The following is a 20,851-nucleotide window of genomic DNA, read 5'->3' as shown; positions in this document are numbered from 1 at the left end:
GCCGACGAAGACCGTCCCCGGGTGCGGCGAGCAGTCTGGTCATGTGCCCGGGGAAACGGCCCCGGGCCGCCGTCCCACACCGGAGGGTGCACCATGACCGCTGTGTCCCGTGCCGCCGCGCGCCGCGAGCACGTCCTGAGGGAGGCCGTGCGGCAGGGCCTGCTCGACCCGGAACGCTCCCCGCTGGCCGCCTTCGTGGACCTCGACGGTGTCGCGGCCACGGTCCGGGCGCTGCGCGAGGCGTTTCCCGGCGCCCCGGAACTGCCCGCCGTCACGCACGCGTTCGCCGCGAAGGCCAACTGCCTGGTGCCCGTGCTGCGGGAGCTGGAGCGGCTCGGGATGGGCTGCGAGGTCGCGACCGGGGGCGAGCTGGCCCGGGCGCTGGCGGCGGGTTTCCCGGCCGACCGGATCGTCTTCGACTCCCCGGCCAAGACGCGCGCCGAGCTGGCGCGGGCCCTGGAGCTGGGGGTGGCCGTCAACGCCGACGGCTTCCAGGAGCTGGAGCGGATCGACGCGCTGCTGGCGGGCCGCCCGTCCGCGTCCCGGATCGGGGTGCGGCTGAACTGCCAGGTCGGCGGCGGGGCCATCGCCGCGATGAGCACCGCCACGGCCACCTCGAAGTTCGGCGTCCCGCTGACGGACCCGGGCAACCGGGAGCGGCTGCTGCGGGCGTTCGCCGCCTATCCGTGGCTGACCTGGGTGCACACCCACACCGGGTCGCAGGGCTGCCCGCTGGACCTGATGGCGCGCGGGGTGGCGCAGGCGGTGGAGTTCGCCGACCAGGTGACGGCGGCGTTCGGCCCGGGCCGGGTGGAGGGCATCGACATCGGCGGCGGACTGCCGGTGAACTTCGCCGACGACGAGGTCACGCCGACGTTCGCCGACTACGTCGGACAACTGCGGGCGCACGCCCCGGGGCTGTTCGAGGGCCGGTACCGGGTCGTCACCGAGTTCGGCCGCTCGGTGCTGGCGAAGAACGGGTTCCTCGCGGCGTACGTCGAGTACACCAAGAGCGCCGGGGGCCGGCCGATCGCCGTGACGCACGCCGGGGTGCAGGTCGCCACCCGGACGGTGTTCAGCCCCGACGCCTGGCCGCTGCGGATCGAGGCGTACGGCCCGGACGGAGCCGCCCTGCGGGCCCGGCCCGTGCGGCAGGACATCGCCGGACCGGCCTGCTTCGCCGGCGATCTGCTGGCCCGCGGCCGGGCGCTGCCGCCGCTCGGGCCGGGCGACCTGGTGGTGGTGCCGGACACCGGCGCGTACTACTTCTCCACGCCGTTCCACTACAACAGCCTGCCCGAGCCCGCCGTGCACGGGGTCCGGACGGACGCGGCCGGGCGGGTGGAGTTCACTCCGGTGCGGCCCGCGCAGGATCCGTGGCTGCTGACGGACCGGGACGGCGTGCCGGAGCCGGTCCCGGCCCGCGAAGACCGGTGAGGAGCGGCACGGTGCCCCGGTCCGGTTCCGGGCGGCCCGGCGGGGGCGGGCCGCTGCTGACCCAGCGCGCCACCATCGTCTTCCTGCTGGCCGGGCTGGCCGGCGCCGGGGCGGGCGTGCTGGCGGCGCTGGCCGGCAGCGCCTGGCCGGTCGCGGTGAGCGCGGGCGCCGGCACGGCCGCCTCGGCGGTGCTGTTCTTCAAGGAGATCATCGACTAGGCGCGGGCGCCCGGGGTCAGGGTCGCAGGGCCCGCAGCAGGAGGTCGGCGAGGTGGTCGGCGACCTGCTGGGGGGTCAGTGGGCCGTCGGGGCGGTACCACGTCGACAGGTGGTGGACGGAGCCGAAGTGGTAGTCCACCACGAGGTCGGCCGGGGTCGCCGTGGAGAAGACACCCTCCTTCTGGCCCTCCTCCACCAGCGCGCGGAAGCGTTCGTGGTAGCGCCGGCGCTCGGCGCGGACCTGCTTGTTCTTCTCCGGGCTCAGGTGGTGCATGGACCGGAAGAAGATCGACGCGTCGTCGAGGTTCTCGATGGTGGTGACGACCACGTCGGCCGCCGCGTCCCTGAGCCGCTTGGCCACCGGCTCGTCGGCGTTCGCGTAGGTGTCCAGCCGCTCCTGCTGGAGGCGCAGCACGCGCGCGTACACCTCGTGCAGCAGGTCGTCCTTGGAGCCGAAGTAGTGGTACAGCGCGCCCTTGGTGACGCCGGCCGCCTCCACGATCTCCTGCACGGAGGTGCGGTCGTAGCCCTGCTCGGCGAAGAGCCGGGTGGCGGCGGCCAGCAGCCGCTGCGGAACGGGCGTGCCGTCTCCGTCCGTGGTCCTGGGCACTGCCGCCACCTGCCTTTCCGTGGTCTTTCAGTCGGTGTTCCGGGAACGCAGTTCCCGACGGAGGATCTTCCCACTGGCCGTCTTGGGCAACTCGGGCAGGATCTCCACCTGACGCGGGTATTTGTACGCGGCCAGTCTCTCCTTGCAGTACGCGGCCAGTTCACCGGGGGCCGCCTCGGCGCCCGGACGGAGGCTGATATATGCCTTGACGGTCTCGCCCCGGTACCCGTCGGGCACCCCGACGACGGCCGCCTCACGCACCGCCGGGTGTGTGTAGAGGACGTCCTCGACCTCGCGCGGCCACACCTTGAAGCCGGAAGCGTTGATCATGTCCTTCTTGCGGTCCACGACGTACAGCCAGCCCCGCTCGTCCATGAACCCGATGTCGCCGGTGCGCAGTTCGCCGTCCGGGAAGGTCTCGGCGGTGGCGTCGGGCCGCCGCCAGTAGCCGGGCACCACCTGCGGTCCGCGTACGGCGATCTCCCCGTGCTCCCCGAAGGGCACCTCCGCGCCCTGGTCGTCCAGGATGCGCACGACCGTGTCGGCGCCGGGCAGGCCGACGGACAGGGTGCCGGAGACCGGGTCCACGGGCGCCTCCAGGTGGGGCGGGACGGAGGCGCAGGGGGCGGTGCACTCGGTGAGGCCGTAGCCGACCCGGATGTACGGCCCGAAGCGCTCGCGGAACCGTTCCACGAGGGCGGGCGGCACGGGCGCGCCGCCGGAGGAGAGCTGCACGAAGGAGGTGAAGTGCTCGCGGGTGACGCCGGGGTGGGCGGCGAGCGCCATGTAGGCGGTGGAGGGGCCGACGGTGTAGTGCGGGCGGTGCTCGGCGAAGGCGTCCAGGACGACACCGGGCTCGAAGCGGTAGGTGAGCACCAGGGTTCCCGCGCCGTTCAGGCAGGCGCCGAGCTGGCAGACCATGCCGGTGATGTGGAACAGCGGGGCGAGCGCGTAGTAGACGGGCAGCTCGGGCAGGCCGAGTCCGGTGCTCTGCCGCTCGGCGTTGTACATGATGTTGGCGTGGGTGTTGGTGGCGCCCTTGGGGGTGCCGCTGGTGCCGGAGGTGTAGCTGATCAGCGCGATGTCCTCCGGGCGCGGCAGGCGGCCCTCGGGGGGCCGGCCGCCCTGCCGGGCGACCGCCGTCAGGTCGTCGGCGTCCGGGGCCTGGGGCAGCCGCTCGAAGGCCAGCACGCGGGGGTCGTCGCGAGTCTGGAGGTCCCGTTCGCAGGCGGTGAGCACGATCCGTACCGGGGAGTCGGCGGCGGTTGGCCGCAGGTACGCCTCCCAGGCCCGGTCGGAGCAGATCAGCGCGGTCACCTCGGCGTCCCGCAGGACGTGCGCGACCTCGCCCGACTTGTACATGGGGTTGACCGGGACGACGGTCGCGCCCGCCTTCCAGGCGCCGAGCACGGCCAGCACGAAGTGCGGGGAGTTCTGCAGCAGTACGGCCACCCGGTCGCCGCGCCCGAGTCCGCGCCCGGCGAGGTGGGCGGCGACGGAGTCGGTCAGCTCGTCGGTCTCCCGGTAGCTCAGCCGGGTGTCGAAGTAGGTGAGGCAGGTGCGGTCGGGGTGCTCGGCGGCGGCGGTGCGCAGGGCGTGCGCCAGGGAGTCGGCGGGGTCGAGCGGGGCGCGCTGGTCGTCGGTCAGCAGCGCGAGCCAGGGGCGGTCGGCGTAGCGGGAGGCGGTCACCGGGCGGCCTCCCACTTGCGCTGGATGTGGTTCATGGTGGCGAGCCAGCGGTCGGGCTCGTCGGCCCGGGTCCGGTAGAAACCGGCGACCTCGGGGTGCGGCAGGATCAGGAAGCGGTCCTCCTCGATGCCCTTCAGCAGGGCGTCGGCCACGGCCTCGGGTTCGATCGCGGTGGGCCGCAGCACCAGGTCGCCTGCGCTGCCGGTGGCGGCCAGCATGTCGGTGCGGACGCCCTGCGGGCAGATGGCGTGCACCTTCACGCCCCGGTGGCGGTAGGTCAGGGACAGCCACTCGGCGAAGGCGTAGGCGCCGTGCTTGGTCACGCTGTAGGAGGGCGCGCCGATCATGGTGAGCAGTCCGGCGGCGGAGACGGTGGAGACGAACCGCCCGGCGCCCCGCTCCAGCCAGCCGGGCAGCAGCGCGTGGGCGGCGCGGACGTGGGCCATCAGGTTGACGTCCCAGGAGGTCTCCCAGGTGCGCTCGTCCAGGGCGGTGAGGTCGCCGTCCTCGAAGGCGACCCCGGCGTTGGCGCAGTAGACGTCCACCGTGCCGCCGAGGGCGTCGCGGGCCGCGTCGACGACGCGGGAGGCGTCGCCGGGCACGGCGGTCCCCCCGATCTCCTCGGCCACCGCCTTCGCCTTGCCGGCGTCCAGGTCGTTCACCACGACCCGGGCCCCCTCGGCGGCGAACCGCCGGGCCAGCGCGGCCCCGATCCCCCCGCCCGCTCCGGTGACGACCACTCCCGCATCCCGCACGGCTTCCACCATCGGTCTCCTTCGACACGACACGACGCGACGCGACGTCGACACGACACGCTGCGACTCGGCTCGGCGAGCGCCAGACTAACCAGTCGGTATGTGTAAAGGAAGGGCCCGCTGCACCAACCTCTAGGGGACTGGAGGACTCATGGACCTGTCCCGAAGAAACCTGCTCGCCTCGACCGCACTGGCGGCGACTCCGATGGCACACCACCACCGCGCTCCTGTCCGTACCGGGTTCGACAACCTCGCCGCCCACGACTACGCGCCCCTCTCCGGCCAGAAGGTGGGCATCGTCACCAACCCCACCGGCATCACCAGCACCGCGGAACACATCGTGGACGTGATGCACGAGGACCCCCGGGTCGAGCTGATCGCGGTCTTCGGCCCGGAGCACGGCTTCCGCGGCACCGCCCAGGCCGGCGGCTCCGAGGGGCGCCACGACGACCCGGCGACCGGCCTGCCGGTGTACGACACGTACCTGAAGAGCGGCCGGCCGCTCGCCGACATCTTCACCGCGTCCGGCGTGGACACGGTCGTCTTCGACATCCAGGACGTCGGCGCCCGCTTCTACACCTACATCTGGACCCTGTACGACTGCATGGAGGCGGCGGCGCTCGCCGGGAAGCGCTTCGTCGTGCTGGACCGCCCCAACCCGGTGACCGGCCGGGCGGCCGAAGGCCCGGTGCTGCGCGAGGAGTTCGCCAGCTTCGTCGGCCGCAAGCCGATCGCGCAGGCGCACGGCATGACGGTCGGGGAGCTGGCCGGCCTGTTCAACGGGGAGTTCCTGAACAAGCCGGTCGCGCTGGAGACCGTCCGCGTGTCGGGCTGGAGGCGGACCGCGTTCCACGACGGCACGGGCCTGCCCTGGGTGCCGCCGAGCCCCAACATGCCCACGCCGGACACCGCGTTGGTGTACTCCGGGACCTGCCTGTTCGAGGGCACCAACCTCTCCGAGGGGCGCGGTACGACCCGGCCCTTCGAACTCCTCGGCGCCGAGGGCGTGGACGGGCGCTGGGCCGCCGCCGTGAACGGGCTGGGGCTGCCCGGCGTGCGGTTCCGGGAGGCGTACTTCGCGCCCACGTTCTCCAAGTTCCAGGGGAAGACGGTGGGCGGGGTGCAGGTCCATGTGACCAACCGGGCCGCCTTCGACCCCGTGCGCACCGGGATCGCGCTGCTGGTGACGGCGCGGAAGGCGTGGGACGGGTTCGCGTGGCGGTCCGACCACTGGATCGACAAGCTCACCGGCTCCGAGCGGGTGCGCACGATGATCGACGCGGGCGCGGACACCGACGAGGTGACGGGCGCCTGGCAGGAGGAGCTGGCCGCGTTCCGGCGGGTGCGAAAGGGGTATCTCCTGTACAAGTAGCGCGTCTTCATCGGGGACGAGGGAGCCCGGCATGGCCGATCCTGGGATGAGCGTGTCTCCCTACTGGGAGCTGACCTTCGACGCGGACGGGGACGTGGACGGCCCCGAACGGGACCGGCTGCTGGCCCAGGTCACCGACCGCGGTGTGCGGGACCTGGTCGTCTTCTCGCACGGCTGGAACAACGACCGTTCGGGCGCGACCTCCCTGTACCGGCGTTTCTTCGCCCCCGTCCCCCGGCTCGCGCCGAAGGCCCGGATCGGGTACGTCGGGGTGATCTGGCCGTCGATGCGGTTCAGCGACGAGCCGATCCCCGACTTCCCGAGGTCCGTGGCGGCCGAGGAGGTCCAGGCGGTGCCCCGCCCGGCGCTGGACAAGGACACCCGGCGCGCGCTGCTGGAGACCTTCCCGGGCCGGGTGACCGTGCTGGACCGGCTGGCCCGGCTGCTGGACGAGCGGCCGTCCGGCACCGAGGGGCCGGCCGAGTTCGGGCGGCTGGTGCGGCTGCTGCTGGAGCCCGAGGGGCGGCGGGCGGTGGCCGACACCGACGAGGACGGCGAACCGGCCGTGTTCACCGGGGACCCGGTGACCGCCTGCGAGCGGTTCGCCGAGGCCCTGGCCGCGCTGCGACCGGACGCCGGGACGGCCGGGTTCGGGCTGCCGAACCCGTGGGACGGCGCCAAGGAGCTGCTGCGGCAGGCGACGTACTACCAGATGAAGCGGCGGGCCGGGACGGTCGGCGAGCACGGACTCGGTCCGCTGCTCGGGCGGTTGGCCAAGGCGGCGCCCGGGGTGCGGGTGCATCTGGTGGGGCACAGCTTCGGCGGCCGACTGGTGGCGTTCGCGCTGCGCGGGCTGCCGGACGAGGTGCGCACGGTGAAGTCGGTGACCCTGCTGCAAGGCGCGTTCTCGCACTACGCGTTCTCCGCCCGGCTGCCGCACGCGGCGGGCCGGTCGGGAGCGCTCAAGGACGCCCGGCGGCGCGTCGACGGCCCCCTGGTGTGCTGCCACTCGCGTTTCGACACGGCCCTCGGCACGATCTATCCGCTGGCCTCACGGCTCGCCGGGGACGACCGCTCCTGCGCCGGGAACGAGATCGCGGCCGTGCTGGGCCCGCGCTGGGGCGCCCTGGGGCACGACGGGGTGCAGGCGGTGCCGGGCACCGCCCGGCTGGACCTGGCGGCGGCGCTCGGCGGCGGGCTGCCGGCGTCGGGCTGTGTCAACGTGGACGCGGCGGCCGTGGTCCGGCGCGGGGGCGCGCCGACCGGGGCGCACAGCGACATCGTGCACCCCGAGCTGGCGCGGCTGGTGCTGGCGGCGGGCCGCATCGCCTGACCCGCCGCCCGTGGGCCCCGGACCGGTTCAGCGGTGCGAGGTGAACTCCACGACCTGCTGATAGGTCGGCCGGTTCTGCCAGCCGATGCGGCCGTGCTTGATGCCGCCCAGGGCGCGCTGGGTGATGGAGTCGGCGCACCACTGGTCGCCCGCCGCGCACTGGTCGTCGCCGGGGTAGACCTGGGCGGCGGTCAGTCCGGCCGCCTGCTTCAGGGTGCCGAGCAGCAGGTCCCGGCAGGCGGTGAGGCTGCCGTCACCGCAGTACGTGCGCGCCAGCGGGCCCTGTACGGGCTCTTTCAGCACCGCCCGGATGTCCTTGTCGACGTAGGACCACCAGCCGTACTGGAAGGCGCTGCCGGCGTGGGAGCCGGTCGGGCCGTGTCCGGCGGACGGGGCCTCGTCGACGGGCAGGTTGCGGGTGAGCGCGGTGTACAGGCCGGTGCCGAGGCCGGGCTCGAACTCGGCCTTGACCAGCAGCGGCCACCAGGCGTCCAGGACGCGGATGGCGTCCGCGTCGGCGTAGGTCCGGGAACCGGCGGAGGTCTCGGCGCGTCTGGCGCCCGCGGTCACCCACGCCTGGAGCTTGGCCACGGCAGCGGCGGCCGTGGGGTCGGTCACCGGCTGGGCGGTGACGACCTTGAGCAGCCTGGGCAGCACGTCCTCGGCACGCAGGTCGGCGAGGCCCGCGTCGGCCATGGCCCGGGTCAGCCCGGCCCGGGTCACCCCGCCGGCCGCGACGAGCTTCTTCACCCGGTCGTCGAGCAGGTCGCCGCGGTGCACCGAGCCCTCGCCCCAGGGCGCGGCGGCGTAGTCCTTCGCCTGCTTGTTGTTCCAGGAGATGTAGTAGTCCTGGTCGACGGAGTTCGGGTGGGCGGAGGCGGGGGTGTAGTCGGCGGTGTTCCCGGCCGGGTCCCAGCCCCGCCACTCGTAGGCGGGGGCCGCCCACACCGGGAAGTCGGCGTCGACCCCGTCCGCCCGGACCGGGTTGTCACCGCTGTTGTAGTACGCGGTGTGCTCGGAGTCGGCGTAGAACCAGTTGAAGGTGTAGTTGATGTGCCGGGCGGCGTTCTGGAAGTCCTGCGGGCCCTTGACGTAGTCGGGGTCGTTCAGCATCTGGAAGCCGATGATGGAGTCGGCCTCGTGCAGGTAGGAGGAGCGCAGGGTGGTGTAGGCGACCTTCTTGCCGCCGACGGTCGCCCGGTAGGCCACCGGCCCGTACTCGGTGCGCCAGACGCGCATGGTGTACGACCCCGCGGCGGTGCCGTCGGCCACGGTCGGCTTCCAGGCGTTCTTCTGCTCGACCTTCTCCATCGCGGTGCAGGTGCCGTGGAAGAGGTAGTGGTGGTCGTCCTGGCACAGTTCGACCGCGTAGGTGTCGATGATGTCCTGGCCGGAGGTGGTGGCGCTCCACGCGTAGTCCTGGCCGCGGCCGAGTTCGACGTACATGCTCAGGCCGGCGAAGGAGGCGCCGCGGGCGCTGATGCCGGGGCCCTGGATCTCCTGGAGCAGCAGCAGTTGCGGGGCGAAGTAGCCGGTCTGCGGTCCGAAGACGGCGATCGGGTGGCCGCTCGCGGTGTGCTTGCCGCTGACCACCAGGGCGTTGGACATGCCGCGCCGGGCGGAGCCGAGCGCGGTGCCGGCCGCGCCGGCCGAGGTCTTCGCGGCGCCCGCGGTGGCGGCGCTGCCGGTGCGGTCGTACACGAGCGGTTCCGGGGTCACCGAGCCGGCGTCGGGCAGGGCCGCGCCCTGGGGGTCGGCCGGTTTGGCGCCGTAGGGGAAGCTCTCGCCGTTGTGCACGGTGAGGACGGCCTCGGGGTCGTCGCGCTGGCGGAAGGACTCCCAGACCTTCGTGCCCTCCGCCACGCCGTACCTCTCCTGGGCGGCCAGCAGGGACAGCGCGTTGGCGACCTCTCCGCCGCCGCCGGAGCCGAACAGGGAGCCGATGACGGAGGCCAGCGCCACCAGGTCGGTGACCTTGAAGTGTTCTATGGTGCCGGCGTTGGTGATCGAGTCCTTGTGGCCGGTCAGGACGTACTCGCCGGGGAAGTAACGGCCCTTGTCGGAGGCGTCGATGTAGGCGTTGATGCCGTCGAGGTAGGCCCTGACGTCGGCGAGGGCCTGCTGGCCGCGGGCGCCGTTGTGCGCCACCGCGTTGTCGATCTGCGCCTGGAGGTCGGCCTCGGTGTAGGGCGCGTTGCGGTAGAACTGCTGCTCCAGGCCCTGGTTGGCGGGTGCGCCGCCCGCGAAGCCGGTGAGCTGTCCGCGTCCGACGTGCCGGAAGACGTCCATCAGCCAGAGCCGGTCCTGGGCCGCCGCGTATCCGGCGCCGAACTCGGTGCCGTAGCGGGTGGTGCCCGTGATGTGCGGCACGCCGGTCTTCTTGTCGCGGACGATGGTCACGTCCGTGCGGCCGGCCGGTTTCTCGGTGGAGGCGACCTGGTCGGCGGGGACGCCGAAGGAGGCGTCGTTGAAGAAGGTGTTGACGGTGGCGTCGGTCAGCGTCTTGTAGCCGGTGGCCAGACCGGCGTACGGGCCGAGCTGGTCGTCGGCGTGCGCCGGCTGGGTGCCGAAGGCCTGGTTGAGCAGGATCTGCGCGAGGGTCGCGGTGCCGTTCTCGCCGGGCGGCAGGATGTCCGAACACCGGCCTGCGCAATGGTCGTTGGGGGCAGCCGCGTCGGTCGCCGCCGCCGCGGTCCGTGTGAGGGGTGTGAGGAGACCGGCGACGAGGACGCATACGGACGCCGTCTTCAGGAACCCGGGGAGTCGGCGGAACGTTCTCAGACCGTCAGGGGCGGTACGTGGGGTTCGCCGTGGCATGGCAGCTCCAAGCGACTGGGGTGGCCGAACGTTACCGCCGGTTATCCCCACGTTTAAAGGTGAACATGCGTCACTTTCTGGAGTCCGCGAGGAGAACCGGAGAAGAGATGGAGCCGAATCGCCTGTCGATACGTCTATTCGGCGACGTCCGTGCGACGACGCCGAAGTGACCGCAGCGCAGGTACAGGTGTGACGGAGGTGCAGGGCGATGGCCGGTTTCCGGAGTCTGGCGAGACAGGTACGCGATCCGGACTGCGATCTGGCACTGCGGCGGTACTCGCTGCGCAAGTGCCTTGAGAAGTTCGCCCCTTACGGGCATCGGGCGACCTGGGACCATCTGTGCTCCCGGGCGGGGTTCGGCCCCGAGGACCGCTCGCCCGATCCGGCGCGGCTGGTGGCCGCGCTGGAGGAGCTGGAGGAGGCGCGTGACGTCTGGCTCGCCTACGAGACGGACTTCACCGAGCGGCGCAAGCGGGAGAAACACGACGGACTGCGCCGGCCGGGCAGCGTGGACGACTGGCACCGGCTCACCTGGGGCGGGTTCGGGGTCGCCTGGTGCGACGATCCGCGGGTGCACCCCCGGGCGCCGCTGGCGGAGGTGCTGCGCCGGCTGATCGCCGCGCTGGAGCGGGAGCCGGGCACGTCGTGCCCGGTGTGCGGCGGGGAACACCTGGTCTGGAAGTACGGCCTGGACCACGAGCCGTCGTCCGGCCCGGTCTGCACGGGCTGCGGCATCCTGGTCCCCCGCCCCGTGCTCAGCCCCCTGGCCCTCCGGCACGCGGGCCGGGGCCGCCAGCTGACACCGGCCTGACCACCGGTCCCGCCGAAGTGCGGGGGTGCGCAGGGGATGCCGCACCCCTCCGGCGGGAGGCCCACCGGGAGGCGGGTGGTGCCGTCCGTGGCCGCGGGCACCATCAAGACTTGGTGCAGGTGTGTCTCAACGGAAGCCGCTCGGCCGCCGACGACGCGGGCGTCCCGATGTCCCCGCGGGATCTGGCCCGTTCCGCCGCCGAGGCGGTGGCGGCCGGTGCCACCTCGGTGCATGTCCACCCCCGGACGCCGTGCGGGCACGAGAGTCTCTCCCCCCGTGTGGTCGGCCCGGCGCTGGAGGCGATACGGGCACGGGTGCCGGTACCGGTCGGCGTGACCACCGGCGCCTGGGCGGAGCCCGACCCGGCGGCCCGGCTCGACCGGGTGCGCTCCTGGACGGTGCTGCCCGACTTCGCCTCGGTCAACTGGCACGAGCCGGGCGCCGAGGCGGTCGCGGCGGAACTGCTGGCCCGGGGCGTGGGCGTGGAGGCGGGCATCTGGTCCGGCACCCGGGGAGCGGAGCGATTCGCGGCCTCGCCGCTCGGGCCGGAGGTGCTCAGGGTCCTGGCCGAGGTGACCGACCCGGACCCGGCGACGGCCGGGACGTCGGCACGGTCGCTCCTGGCGGAACTGGGGACGGCGCACGGCCGCCCGGTGCTGCTGCACGGCGAGGAGGGCGGCACCTGGCCGGTGCTCCGGCTGGCGGTCCGGCTGGGTCTGGCCACCCGGGTCGGCCTGGAGGACACCCTGCTGCTGCCGGACGGCCGACGGGCCGGGTCGAACGCCCGGCTGGTGGCGGAGGCGGTGGCCGAGCGGGCCCGGTTCCCGTACCGCGCCGGACGCACCGGCGGAGGGCGACGGTAGCGGCGCTCAGCGGCGCTCCGCCATGAGCCGGGACCCCGTCAGGCGCTCGCCGAACACGTCGTCCGGGTTGGACAGGGCGCAGGTCTTCAGGGACAGGCAGCCGCACCCGATGCAGTCGGTGAGCTGGTCGCGCAGCCGGTTCAACTGCTGGATGCGCTCCTCCAGTTCCGAGCGCCACTTCTCCGACAGCCGCGCCCAGTCCTCCCTGGTCGGCGTGCGCCCCTCCGGCAGTTCCGCCAGGGCCTCGCGGATCGTGGCGAGGGGGATGCCGACCCGCTGGGCCGCGCGGATGAAGGCGACCCGGCGCAGGGTGTCACGGCCGTACCGGCGCTGGTTGCCGGAGGTGCGCCGGCTGGAGATCAGGCCTTTGGACTCGTAGAAGTGCAGGGCGGACACCGCCGCTCCGCTGCGCGCGGACAACTGGCCGACGGTCAGCTCGTGGATCTTCTCGGGAATCTGGGGCACCCCTCAGAGATTACAGAGACCCCCGGCCGCACCGGCCCCGCGTCCGTTGACATCGCCCCGCCACCCGACCATGCTAAGCAGTTGCTTAGAGATGCGAGCGAGAGGCCGGGAACATGGCAGAACCGAGGACCTTCACCTCCCCCGACGAGCTGAAGGCGGCCGTGGGCGAGCAGCTGGGGTACACCGACTGGCTGGAGATCGACCAGAAGCGGATCGACCTGTTCGCCGAGGCGACCGGCGACCACCAGTGGATCCACGTGGACCCGGAGAAGGCCGCCGCCGGGCCGTTCGGGACCACCATCGCGCACGGCTATCTCACCCTGTCGCTGCTGCCCCTCTTCGGGCCGCGGCTCATCCGGGTGGAGGGCGTGAAGATGGGCGTCAACTACGGGACGAACAAGGTCCGCTTCCCCTCCCCCGTGCCCGTGGGCTCCCGGCTGCGCGCCACCGGGACGATCACCGGCGTCGAGGACGTCACCGGCGGTGTGCAGGTGACGGTCGCGTTCACCGTGGAGCGCGAGGGCGGCGACAAGCCGGTGTGCGTCGCGGAGTCGGTGTCGCGGTACTACCTGTAGGCCGCGCGGCGCCCGTACCCCCTCGGGACCTAGCGGGCCCCGACCATCCGCAGGACGAGGTCGGCGTAGAGCGCGCCGACCTCCTCGGGGGTGCGCGGGCCGTCCACGTTGAACCAGCGGGCCACGTCGATGCACAGCGACAGCACGGCGAGCGTGGTGCCCCGCACGTCCAGGACGTCGAACTCGCCGGCGGCCACGCCGTCCTCGATGATCCGGCGCACCTCGGCGTCCACCTGGCGGCGCAGCGCGACGATCTCCGCGCGGGCCTCGGGGCCGAGGGCGTCCAGCTCGTACTGCACGACCCGGGCGGTGGTGCGCCGTCCCGCGTGCCAGCGGACGAAGGAGCTGACCGCGTCGGCCAGCCGCTCCTTGGCACTGCCCTCGCGGCGGGCCGCGGTGCGCAGGATGCCGAGGGCCTTGTCGTGGCCGATCCGGCTGATCCGGTGGAGCAGCTCTTCCTTGGTCTTGTAGTGGATGTACAGCGCGGCCGGGCTCATGCCGGCGCGGCCCGCGATGTCCCGGGTCGTCGTGGCGTGGTAGCCGCGCTCGGCGAAGGCCTCCACGGCGGCGACGAGCAGCCGCCGGGCCGCGTCCGGGGTGACCTCTTCCCACGGCTCCACTTCGCCGCCGGTCGTCTCCTCCGCCGTACTCATCGCTCGCTCGCCCCTCTCGGTGACAGGAGCACCACCATACCGCCGACGGTGAGCGGTCGCTTAGCGCGGCCGCTCAGACCTTGTCGAAGGGGTCGTGCTCGGCGAGCAGCTTCTCCAGCCGGGCCTGGTCGACCCGGCTGACCAGCTGCCCGGCCTCCTGCCGGTCGCGGATCACCTTGGCGAGGGTGAAGGCGGAGGTGACGAGGTACAGCACGGCGATCGCCAGGAAGCCGCGGACCCAGGCGCTCGCCTCCAGCCGGAGGATGCCGATGCCGGTGGCCGCCATGGCGACCGCGAAGGATGCCACCGCCTGGCCGTAGAAGGCGGCCGTGCTCTGCTGTCTGACCGGTGCGTCGCTCATGGACCCAGCTTCGGCGGACGCGGGCCCGGGGACATCCGCCGGAATACTCAGGCGGGTACTCAGAACGCCGAGACGCCGGTCAGGGCACGCCCGATGAGCAGCTTCTGGATCTGGCTGGTGCCCTCGTAGAGCGTCATCACGCGGGCGTCGCGCAGGAGCTTGCCGACCGGGTACTCGTCGATGTAGCCGTAGCCGCCGAAGACCTGGAGGGCGTTGTTGGCGGCGCGGACGGCGGCCTCGGAGGCGAACAGCTTGGCCTTGGAGGACTCCACGGCGAACGGCTCGCCGCGGTCGATCAGATCGGCGACCCGCCAGGTCAGCAGCCGGGCCGCGTCGACGTCGACGGCGATGTCGCTGAGCAGTTCCTGCACCAGCTGGTGGTGGGCGATGGGGGTGCCGAACTGCTCGCGCTCCCCCGCGTACGCCACGGCCGCGTCCAGCGCGGCCTGGGCTATCCCGACGCAGCCGGCGGCCACCGACATCCGTCCCTTGGCGAGCGCGGACATGGCGACGTTGAAGCCCTTGCCCTCCGCGCCGACCATGGCGGAGGCGGGCACCCGCACGTCCTGAAGGACCAGTTCGGCGGTGGCCTGGCCGCGCAGGCCGAGCTTGCCGTGGATGGTGCGGCGGCTCAGGCCGGGCGTGTCGGTGGGGATCAGGAAGGCGGACACGCCCTTGTGGCCGGGGGCGTCGGTGGAGCGGGCGAAGAGCAGGACGACGTCCGCCCAGGTGCCGTTGGTGATGAACATCTTGCTGCCGTTGACCACGTAGTCGTCGCCGTCGCGCACGGCGCGGGTGGTGAGGCTGCCCGCGTCGGAGCCGGTGCCGGGCTCGGTGAGGCCGAAACAGCCGACGTACTCGCCCGCGGTGAGCCCGGGCAGCCAGCGCCGCTTCTGCTCCTCGCTGCCCCAGGCGGCGATCGTCTTGGCGACGAGCCCGAGGGAGACGGACACGATGCCGCGCACGGAGGAGTCGCCGCGGCCCAGTTCCTCGGTGACCAGGCAGTACGCGAGATGGTCGCCGCCCGAGCCGCCGTACTCCTCGTCGACGGTCAGCCCCAGGAAGCCGACGTCGCCGAGCTTCTTGACGATGCCCCGGTCCACCTCCTCGGCGCGGTCCCAGGCGACCACGTGCGGGGCGATCTCGCGCTCCACGAAGTCCCGGGCGAGCTGCCGTACGGCCGCCTGCTCCTCGCTGAGCCCCAGGTTCACCACGAGATCACCCCACACCGAACGCGTCCGTCGATTGAATCTTGAAAGCCGTACATTTAAATTAGCACTGCTAGTTTCCGGCTCGCAGCCCTACTATGTGCGCCATGGCCCGACCGCGCAAGCCCCTCCTCAGCCCCGACCGGATCGTCGAAACGGCCCGGGACCTCGTGGACCGGGAGGGCCTGGCGGCCGTCTCCACCCGGCGCCTGGCCGCCGAGCTGGGGGTGAGCGGGCCCTCGCTCTACAACCACTTCCGCACCAAGGACGAGATCCTGGAGGCCGTCGCGGACTCGGTGAGCGCGCAGGTCGACCTGTCGATGTTCGAGGACGGCCGGGACTGGCGGACCGCGCTGCACGACTGGGCCGTCTCCTACCGGGCCGCCCTGCGCGACCACCCGAACATCGTCCCGGTCCTCGCCCGGGGCCCCGGCCGCCGCCCGGCCGCGCTGCGGCTGGCCGACGCGGTCTACGGCGCGATGGTCGACGCGGGCTGGCCGCCGGCCCAGGCGACCTCCATCGGCGCGCTGATGCGGTACTTCATCATGGGCTCGGCACTCGGGTCGTTCGCCGGCGGCTTCGTGGACGACGCCAGCGCCTACGACCCGGCCGACTACCCCCACCTCGGGCAGGCCCATCTGCTCGCCGAGCAGCAGGAGAAGATCGACGAGCGGGCCTTCGAGGCGGGGCTCGGCGCGCTGCTGGACGGGCTGGCGCAGCAGTACGAGCGGGTACGGGTGTGACACTTCGGCGACCGCCGAAGCAACGGCGCCCCATGCTGGGGACATGAGCACCGAGGAACCCCGGGCCGCCGGCCTCGCCGCGCTGGCCGGACTGATCGCCGACCGGACGCGGGCCGCCTGCCTGCTGGCGCTGCTGGACGGGCGGGCGTGGACGGCCGGTGAGCTGGCCCGGCACGCCGGGGTGGCCCCCTCCACGCTGAGCGAGCACCTGGACCGGCTGGTGGCCGGCGGGCTGCTCGTCCAGGAGCGGCAGGGGCGGCACCGGTACGTACGGCTGGCCGGCGCGCGGGTGGCCCAGCTGGTGGAGGACCTCGCCGCGCGGGTGTCCCCGGATCAGGCGCGGCGCCCGCCCCGGGGGCTGCGCGAGGCGCGCGCCGGGGCCGCCATGGCCCGGGGGCGCACCTGTTACGACCATCTCGCCGGGCGGCTGGGCATCGCGGTGACCGACGCGCTGACCGAGCGGGGGCTGCTGCGGCGGGACACCGGGTTCGCGCTGACCGACGCGGGCCTGGAGTGGTTCGGCGCGGCCGGCATGCCGCTCGACCCCTCCGGGCGCCGCCCGCTGGCCCGCGCGTGCCTGGACTGGACCGAACGCCGGCCGCACCTCGCGGGGGCCGCCGGCGCGGCGCTGTGCCGGCGGGCGCTGGAGGCGGGGTGGTGCGTGCGGGTGGGCGGCGGGCGGGCCGTGCGGATCACTCCGGCGGGCGAGCAGGCCCTGTCCGGTCTGCTCGGCATCCCGTCCGGTGCGCTGCGGTGAGGGCCGGCGTCAGAACACCACCACCGCCCGGCCCCCCTTCCCCGCGAGCATGTTGTCGAAGGCCGCCGGGATGTCCTCCAGGGTGATGCGGTCGGTGACCAGGGCGGACAGGTCGAGGCGGCCCTGCCTGACGTGGTCCGCGAGGACCGGCACGTCGCGGGACGGGTCCGTGTTGCCGTAGACGCAGCCCGACAGGGTGCGGCCCCAGTGGAAGAGTTCCAGGGCGTTGAAGGTGACCTGCTGGTCCTTGCCGCCGATGCCGACGACCGTGGTCCGGCCGCCCCGGCGGGTGGACTCCCAGGCCGCGCGGATGGAGACGGCGCGGCCCGCGCACTCCACGGCCACGTCGACGCCCTGCTTGCCGGTGAGGGCGCGGATCTCGCGGGGCGTGGTGTCGGAGGCGAGGACGTAGTCGGTGGCGCCGGCCGCGCGGGCCAGTTCCTCCTTCGCGGGCGTGACGTCGACGGCGACGATGCGGGACGCGCCGGCGATCCGGGCCGACTGGATCGCGGCGAGGCCCACTCCGCCGACGCCGAACACGGCGACGGTCTCGCCGGGCCGGACCCCCGCCGAGTAGTGGACGGCGCCGTAGCCGGTGAGGACCGCGCAGCCCAGGAGGGCGGCGTCGACGGGCTCCACCCCGTCCGGCACCGGCAGCACACAGGACGCGGAGACCACCGTCTCCTCGGCGAACGCGGCCACGTTCAGGCCGGGGTGCAGCTCGGTGCCGTCGGCGGTGCGGGCGTAGACGTCGGCGGAGCCGTTCAGCGCGTTGCCGCAGAGCCAGACCTCGCCGAGCGAGCAGGCGTGGCAACTTCCGCAGGCGGGCGCCCAGTTGAGCACCACCGGGCTGCCGGGGGCGACATGCGTGACGCCCTCGCCGACGGCGATCACCGTGCCGGCGCCCTCGTGACCGAGGACGGCCGGGACCGGCACCCGCATGGTGCCGTTGGACAGGGACAGGTCGGAGTGGCAGACGCCGGCGGCGGCGAGGCGGACCCGGACCTGTCCGGGACCGGGGTCGGGCAGCTCGATGCCGGTGATCTCCAGCGGTGCGCCGACGGCGGGCAGGACGGCGGCTCGTACGGCCATGGTCGCGGACTTCCTTAGAACTGGAGGGACTTGGTCTGCAGGTACTCGGCGAGTCCGTGGCTGCCGAGTTCGCGGCCGACGCCGGACTGCTTGTAACCGCCGAAGGGCGCGAGGGGGTTGAACCGGCCGCCGTTGATGTCGACCTGCCCGGTGTCCATCCGGCGGGCGAAGGCCACCGCCTCGGCCTCCTCGGCGGCCCAGACGGCGCCCGCGAGGCCGTACACCGTGCTGTTGGCGATGCGCAGGGCGTCCTCCTCGTCCTCGTAGCGCAGGATCGTGAGGACCGGGCCGAAGATCTCCTCCTGGGCGATCGTCATCTCCGGGGTGACGTCGGCGAAGACGGTCGGGCTGACGAAGTAGCCGCGCTCGCGCGGGGCTTCGGGGCCGCCCGCCACCAGCCGGGCGCCCTCGGCGATACCCTTCTCGATGTAACCGCGCACCCGGGCCTGCTGCTTGGCGTTGACCACCGGGCCGATCCGGTCGCCGTACTTGGCGGCGGCGGTGGCGGCCATCCCGACGGCCTCGGCGTACTGGTCGCGGTGGACCAGCATGCGGGTCCAGGCGCTGCACGTCTGGCCGGAGTTGGACATCACGTTGGCGACGCCGACGTTCACGGCGCGGGCGAGGTCGGCGCTCGGCAGGATGACGTTGGCGGACTTGCCGCCGAGTTCCAGGGCGACCTTCTTCACGGCGGCGCCCGCCACCGCGCCGATCTGCCGGCCGATCGCGGTGGAGCCGGTGAAGGAGACCAGGTCGACGCCGGGGTGCTCGGCGAGGGCCTGCCCGGCGACCGGGCCGAGGCCGGTGACCAGGTTGAACACGCCCGCGGGCACGCCCGCCTCGTGCACCGCCTCGGCGAACAGCTGGGCGACGAGCGGGGTGTCCTCGGCGGGCTTGAGGACGATCGTGCAACCGGCGGCGAGGGCCGGGGCGACCTTGGCGACGATCTGGTGGAGCGGGTAGTTCCAGGGGGTGATCGCGGCGACCACGCCGATGGGCTCGTGCAGGATGGTGGAGTTGCCGACCTTCTCCTCGAAGGAGTGGCGCGCGGCCAGTTCGGCGAAGGAGGCGGCGACCGCGAGGGGGACGGCCGCGTGCACGGCCTCGGAGAACTTCGGCGGCGAGCCCAGCTCGGCGGTGACCGTCGCGACGATCTCGTCCTTGCGCTCGGTCAGGGCGCGGTGCAGGGCGGCGAGGCGGGCGGCGCGCTCGGCCGGGGGTGTGGCGGCCCAGGGGGGCAGGGCGGCGCGCGCGGCCCTTACGGCGGTGTCGACGTCCAGCGCGCCGCCTGCCGGGACCTTGCCGATGACCTGCTCGTCGGCGGGGTTGACGACCTCGATCACGTCCCCGCTCCCGGCGGGGCGCCAGGCGCCGTCGATGTACAGGGCGTCATGTGCCTTCATGCTGTGTCCTCCCGGCGGGTCCACGTCGTCCGGCACACAAACTAGCGGTGATAGTTTTGCCGCGCCAGACATTCCCGGACCCTGGGCCCACCGGGACATCATCGCGGACGGCCCGGCCTGCGCGAACGGCCCGGCCGACACGAACGGCCCGGCCGGCGCGGACGCCGGGTCCGCCGCACGGCCGGGCCGCCGGTTCACTGGCCGCCGGTCAACTGGACTCCGGTCGGCTGGATGCCCGTTCCCTGGACGCCGGTTCACCGGCCGCCGGTCTCCGGGGCGCGCCCGCCGCTCACTTCGCCGCGGTCAGATGGGCGAAGACCACCACGTTGCTGGTGTAGCCGGTGCGCCGGCTGAACAGGCCGCCGCAGGTCATGATCCTCAGCTCCGGGCGCCCGGTCGCGCCGTAGACCTCCCGGTCGGGGAAACCGGCCTTGTCGTAGACCTTCACCCGGTCCACGGAGTAGACGGCGGTACGCCCGTCCGCCCGCCGCACCTCGACGGCCTTGCCGGGCTCGACCGAGGCGAGCCCGGCGAACACCGCGGCTCCGCTGCGGGTGTCGCGGTGGCCGACGGCGACCGCGGTGCCCGCCTCGCCCGGCGTGGGGCCGCCCGCGTACCAGCCGACCAGCCGGGGCTGGTCCACCGGCGGCGTCTCCAGCTCCCGGTGGGCGTCCAGGCGGAGCGGGACGATCGGGGCGTCGATCCCCAGGGAGGGCACGCGGAAGGAGGTCGGCCGGGACCGGGGCAGCGGGCGGGGCGGCGGGGCGGGCGGCGCGGCCGGGGCCGCCGCCTCGGCCGCGCCGCCCGCCCGGCCGGCCGTGGCCGGTCCGTCGGGTCCCCCGCAGCGCGAGCCGACCGCCACCAGGACGGTCACCAGCACGGCCGTCCGCGCGAGGCGGTAGGCGCGGGTCCGGTACCAGGGCCTGCGCCGTCTACGCGGCGCCATGGGGCCGGCGGCGGATCAGCCGGACGTACACGGCGGCGCTGACGGCGACCAGGCCCACGGCCGCCGCGGCGGCCACCGGGGAGTACGCGGCGGCCGTGTCGATGAGGCCGCCGCCGCCCGCGTGCACACCGCCCCTCGGGCCGTCGTGGTCGCTCTGGCCCCAGGAGCCGTTGTCCTGGTGCTCCCCGTCGTGCTGCTGGTGGTCCTCGATCTGGCCGCCGGGCGCGCCCTCCACCTTGCCGTCGTGGCAGTTGACGCGGAAGACCTTCTCCTTCAGGGCCGGGGGCGCCCCCACCGTCCAGCTGATCTTGTACTGTCCGTCGGCCAGCCCGAGCGGGTCGGTGTGCCCGGCGCCGCCGGCCAGCTGGATGATGCCGGTCACGGTGGCGGCGGTGGGCAGCGGGGGCTGGGGCGTGATCGTGTACGCGATGCTGGTCAGGGTGTCGAAGTTGACGGCCTCCAGGAAGAACTTGCAGACCACCGGGTCGTCCTTGGCCGAGCCGATGAACGAAGGGGGGTTGGTGGAGCGGGCGTTGTGGATCCTGATGTCGCCGTTCTCCCCCTGGGCCGCCGCGTTCGGCGCCGCCACCCACGACGCGCCCGCCGCGGCCAGGGCGGTGAGGACGACGGTGGCGCCCGCGCGGGAGCCGGCTGCACGGGGGAGTGTCAGGGTGGGCATGCGCAATCCTCCGGGTTCAGACGATTTTCATACAAATCGCTCTTTCGCCTGGACACTGCCTCAA

The 20,851-nt window shown here is 73.5% G+C and carries 21 protein-coding genes; 9 read left to right on the top strand and 12 right to left on the bottom strand.

Going from position 1 to position 20,851, the window contains the following annotated elements; all coding sequences use genetic code 11:
* The first annotated feature begins 93 nt into the window (after nucleotides 1–93).
* The gene (locus tag ACSURM_RS28950) at nucleotides 94–1,437 is read left to right on the top strand and encodes a diaminopimelate decarboxylase (protein WP_436958734.1); all 1,344 of its coding nucleotides are present in this window, start codon (nucleotides 94–96) and stop codon (nucleotides 1,435–1,437) included.
* An 11-nt stretch (nucleotides 1,438–1,448) separates the two neighbouring features.
* Complete coding sequence (locus tag ACSURM_RS28945) at nucleotides 1,449–1,655, top strand: hypothetical protein (protein WP_436958733.1); 207 nt, start codon at nucleotides 1,449–1,451, stop codon at nucleotides 1,653–1,655.
* A gap of 16 nt (nucleotides 1,656–1,671) precedes the next feature.
* Here ACSURM_RS28945 and ACSURM_RS28940 read toward each other — a convergent pair whose 3' ends face one another.
* Genes ACSURM_RS28940 through ACSURM_RS28930 form a run of 3 tightly spaced genes read right to left on the bottom strand, consistent with a single transcriptional unit; the run spans nucleotide 1,672 to nucleotide 4,721 of the window.
* Complete coding sequence (locus tag ACSURM_RS28940; RefSeq protein ID WP_189996117.1) at nucleotides 1,672–2,265, bottom strand: TetR/AcrR family transcriptional regulator; 594 nt, start codon at nucleotides 2,263–2,265, stop codon at nucleotides 1,672–1,674.
* A 27-nt stretch (nucleotides 2,266–2,292) separates the two neighbouring features.
* Nucleotides 2,293–3,954 carry a class I adenylate-forming enzyme family protein gene (locus tag ACSURM_RS28935; RefSeq protein WP_436958732.1) on the bottom strand — a complete coding sequence of 554 codons (1,662 nt, stop codon included), beginning with the start codon at nucleotides 3,952–3,954 and terminating at the stop codon, nucleotides 2,293–2,295.
* Nucleotides 3,951–4,721: an SDR family oxidoreductase gene (locus ACSURM_RS28930; RefSeq protein ID WP_436958731.1), complete on the bottom strand. Its 771-nt coding sequence runs from the start codon at nucleotides 4,719–4,721 to the stop codon at nucleotides 3,951–3,953. Before ACSURM_RS28930 ends, ACSURM_RS28935 begins: the two co-directional genes overlap by 4 nt.
* 139 nt (nucleotides 4,722–4,860) lie before the next feature.
* Here ACSURM_RS28930 and ACSURM_RS28925 point away from each other — a divergent pair, with 139 nt between their 5' ends.
* Complete coding sequence (locus ACSURM_RS28925) at nucleotides 4,861–6,081, top strand: exo-beta-N-acetylmuramidase NamZ family protein (RefSeq protein WP_436958730.1); 1,221 nt, start codon at nucleotides 4,861–4,863, stop codon at nucleotides 6,079–6,081.
* A gap of 31 nt (nucleotides 6,082–6,112) precedes the next feature.
* Nucleotides 6,113–7,414, top strand: a complete 1,302-nt coding sequence (locus ACSURM_RS28920) for a serine-threonine protein kinase (protein ID WP_436958729.1) — start codon at nucleotides 6,113–6,115, stop codon at nucleotides 7,412–7,414.
* A 27-nt stretch (nucleotides 7,415–7,441) separates the two neighbouring features.
* Here ACSURM_RS28920 and ACSURM_RS28915 read toward each other — a convergent pair whose 3' ends face one another.
* Nucleotides 7,442–10,231 carry a penicillin acylase family protein gene (locus ACSURM_RS28915; RefSeq protein ID WP_436958728.1) on the bottom strand — a complete coding sequence of 930 codons (2,790 nt, stop codon included), beginning with the start codon at nucleotides 10,229–10,231 and terminating at the stop codon, nucleotides 7,442–7,444.
* 208 nt (nucleotides 10,232–10,439) lie between these two features.
* Between ACSURM_RS28915 and ACSURM_RS28910 the strand changes: the two genes are divergently transcribed.
* A complete protein-coding gene (locus ACSURM_RS28910) occupies nucleotides 10,440–11,042 on the top strand; it encodes a hypothetical protein (protein WP_436958727.1) in 603 nt (200 codons plus the stop codon).
* A gap of 110 nt (nucleotides 11,043–11,152) precedes the next feature.
* Nucleotides 11,153–11,905: a 3-keto-5-aminohexanoate cleavage protein gene (locus ACSURM_RS28905; protein WP_436958726.1), complete on the top strand. Its 753-nt coding sequence runs from the start codon at nucleotides 11,153–11,155 to the stop codon at nucleotides 11,903–11,905.
* 6 nt (nucleotides 11,906–11,911) lie between these two features.
* On the opposite strand, the gene soxR is transcribed toward ACSURM_RS28905, so the two are convergent.
* On the bottom strand, nucleotides 11,912–12,370 hold the full coding sequence (gene soxR / locus ACSURM_RS28900) for a redox-sensitive transcriptional activator SoxR (protein WP_436958725.1): 459 nt from the start codon (nucleotides 12,368–12,370) through the stop codon (nucleotides 11,912–11,914).
* 113 nt (nucleotides 12,371–12,483) lie between these two features.
* Here soxR and ACSURM_RS28895 point away from each other — a divergent pair, with 113 nt between their 5' ends.
* Nucleotides 12,484–12,945, top strand: a complete 462-nt coding sequence (locus tag ACSURM_RS28895; RefSeq protein WP_436958724.1) for a MaoC family dehydratase — start codon at nucleotides 12,484–12,486, stop codon at nucleotides 12,943–12,945.
* Between the two features lie 29 nt (nucleotides 12,946–12,974).
* On the opposite strand, the gene ACSURM_RS28890 is transcribed toward ACSURM_RS28895, so the two are convergent.
* The 3 genes from ACSURM_RS28890 to ACSURM_RS28880 form a co-directional block, all read right to left on the bottom strand.
* Nucleotides 12,975–13,598, bottom strand: coding sequence for a TetR/AcrR family transcriptional regulator (locus ACSURM_RS28890; RefSeq protein ID WP_436958723.1), 624 nt, complete (start codon nucleotides 13,596–13,598; stop codon nucleotides 12,975–12,977).
* 73 nt (nucleotides 13,599–13,671) lie between these two features.
* On the bottom strand, nucleotides 13,672–13,959 hold the full coding sequence (locus tag ACSURM_RS28885) for a YiaA/YiaB family inner membrane protein (protein ID WP_344350317.1): 288 nt from the start codon (nucleotides 13,957–13,959) through the stop codon (nucleotides 13,672–13,674).
* A 59-nt stretch (nucleotides 13,960–14,018) separates the two neighbouring features.
* Nucleotides 14,019–15,170: an acyl-CoA dehydrogenase family protein gene (locus ACSURM_RS28880; protein ID WP_436961204.1), complete on the bottom strand. Its 1,152-nt coding sequence runs from the start codon at nucleotides 15,168–15,170 to the stop codon at nucleotides 14,019–14,021.
* A gap of 104 nt (nucleotides 15,171–15,274) precedes the next feature.
* Here ACSURM_RS28880 and ACSURM_RS28875 point away from each other — a divergent pair, with 104 nt between their 5' ends.
* Both ACSURM_RS28875 and ACSURM_RS28870 read left to right on the top strand, forming a co-directional pair.
* A complete protein-coding gene (locus ACSURM_RS28875) occupies nucleotides 15,275–15,910 on the top strand; it encodes a TetR/AcrR family transcriptional regulator (protein WP_359050359.1) in 636 nt (211 codons plus the stop codon).
* A gap of 43 nt (nucleotides 15,911–15,953) precedes the next feature.
* A complete protein-coding gene (locus ACSURM_RS28870; RefSeq protein ID WP_436958722.1) occupies nucleotides 15,954–16,667 on the top strand; it encodes an ArsR/SmtB family transcription factor in 714 nt (237 codons plus the stop codon).
* Nucleotides 16,668–16,676: 9 nt separating this feature from the next.
* Here ACSURM_RS28870 and ACSURM_RS28865 read toward each other — a convergent pair whose 3' ends face one another.
* From ACSURM_RS28865 to ACSURM_RS28850, 4 genes are all read right to left on the bottom strand, one after another.
* The gene (locus ACSURM_RS28865) at nucleotides 16,677–17,759 is read right to left on the bottom strand and encodes a Zn-dependent alcohol dehydrogenase (protein WP_436958721.1); all 1,083 of its coding nucleotides are present in this window, start codon (nucleotides 17,757–17,759) and stop codon (nucleotides 16,677–16,679) included.
* A gap of 14 nt (nucleotides 17,760–17,773) precedes the next feature.
* A complete protein-coding gene (locus tag ACSURM_RS28860; RefSeq protein WP_436958720.1) occupies nucleotides 17,774–19,162 on the bottom strand; it encodes an aldehyde dehydrogenase family protein in 1,389 nt (462 codons plus the stop codon).
* Between the two features lie 289 nt (nucleotides 19,163–19,451).
* The gene (locus tag ACSURM_RS28855; protein WP_436958719.1) at nucleotides 19,452–20,108 is read right to left on the bottom strand and encodes a class F sortase; all 657 of its coding nucleotides are present in this window, start codon (nucleotides 20,106–20,108) and stop codon (nucleotides 19,452–19,454) included.
* On the bottom strand, nucleotides 20,095–20,787 hold the full coding sequence (locus ACSURM_RS28850) for a hypothetical protein (protein ID WP_359050369.1): 693 nt from the start codon (nucleotides 20,785–20,787) through the stop codon (nucleotides 20,095–20,097). Before ACSURM_RS28850 ends, ACSURM_RS28855 begins: the two co-directional genes overlap by 14 nt.
* Nucleotides 20,788–20,851: the final 64 nt, after the last annotated feature.

The organism is Streptomyces sp. SudanB182_2057, assembly GCF_964272715.1.
Taxonomy (GTDB): Bacteria; Actinomycetota; Actinomycetes; order Streptomycetales; family Streptomycetaceae; genus Streptomyces; species Streptomyces rubradiris.
This window is presented reverse-complemented; position numbering and strand designations above follow the sequence as displayed.

Coding starts and splice junctions, on each gene's coding strand:
- ACSURM_RS28950 (WP_436958734.1), top strand. CDS start 94: ATGACCGCTGTGTCCCGTGCCGCCGCGCGCCGCGAGCACGTCCTGAGG.
- ACSURM_RS28930 (WP_436958731.1), bottom strand. CDS start 4,721: ATGGTGGAAGCCGTGCGGGATGCGGGAGTGGTCGTCACCGGAGCGGGC.
- ACSURM_RS28925 (WP_436958730.1), top strand. CDS start 4,861: ATGGACCTGTCCCGAAGAAACCTGCTCGCCTCGACCGCACTGGCGGCG.
- ACSURM_RS28920 (WP_436958729.1), top strand. CDS start 6,113: ATGGCCGATCCTGGGATGAGCGTGTCTCCCTACTGGGAGCTGACCTTC.
- ACSURM_RS28915 (WP_436958728.1), bottom strand. CDS start 10,231: ATGCCACGGCGAACCCCACGTACCGCCCCTGACGGTCTGAGAACGTTC.
- ACSURM_RS28910 (WP_436958727.1), top strand. CDS start 10,440: ATGGCCGGTTTCCGGAGTCTGGCGAGACAGGTACGCGATCCGGACTGC.
- ACSURM_RS28895 (WP_436958724.1), top strand. CDS start 12,484: ATGGCAGAACCGAGGACCTTCACCTCCCCCGACGAGCTGAAGGCGGCC.
- ACSURM_RS28890 (WP_436958723.1), bottom strand. CDS start 13,598: ATGAGTACGGCGGAGGAGACGACCGGCGGCGAAGTGGAGCCGTGGGAA.
- ACSURM_RS28885 (WP_344350317.1), bottom strand. CDS start 13,959: ATGAGCGACGCACCGGTCAGACAGCAGAGCACGGCCGCCTTCTACGGC.
- ACSURM_RS28875 (WP_359050359.1), top strand. CDS start 15,275: ATGGCCCGACCGCGCAAGCCCCTCCTCAGCCCCGACCGGATCGTCGAA.
- ACSURM_RS28870 (WP_436958722.1), top strand. CDS start 15,954: ATGAGCACCGAGGAACCCCGGGCCGCCGGCCTCGCCGCGCTGGCCGGA.
- ACSURM_RS28865 (WP_436958721.1), bottom strand. CDS start 17,759: ATGGCCGTACGAGCCGCCGTCCTGCCCGCCGTCGGCGCACCGCTGGAG.
- ACSURM_RS28860 (WP_436958720.1), bottom strand. CDS start 19,162: ATGAAGGCACATGACGCCCTGTACATCGACGGCGCCTGGCGCCCCGCC.
- ACSURM_RS28855 (WP_436958719.1), bottom strand. CDS start 20,108: ATGGCGCCGCGTAGACGGCGCAGGCCCTGGTACCGGACCCGCGCCTAC.
- ACSURM_RS28850 (WP_359050369.1), bottom strand. CDS start 20,787: ATGCCCACCCTGACACTCCCCCGTGCAGCCGGCTCCCGCGCGGGCGCC.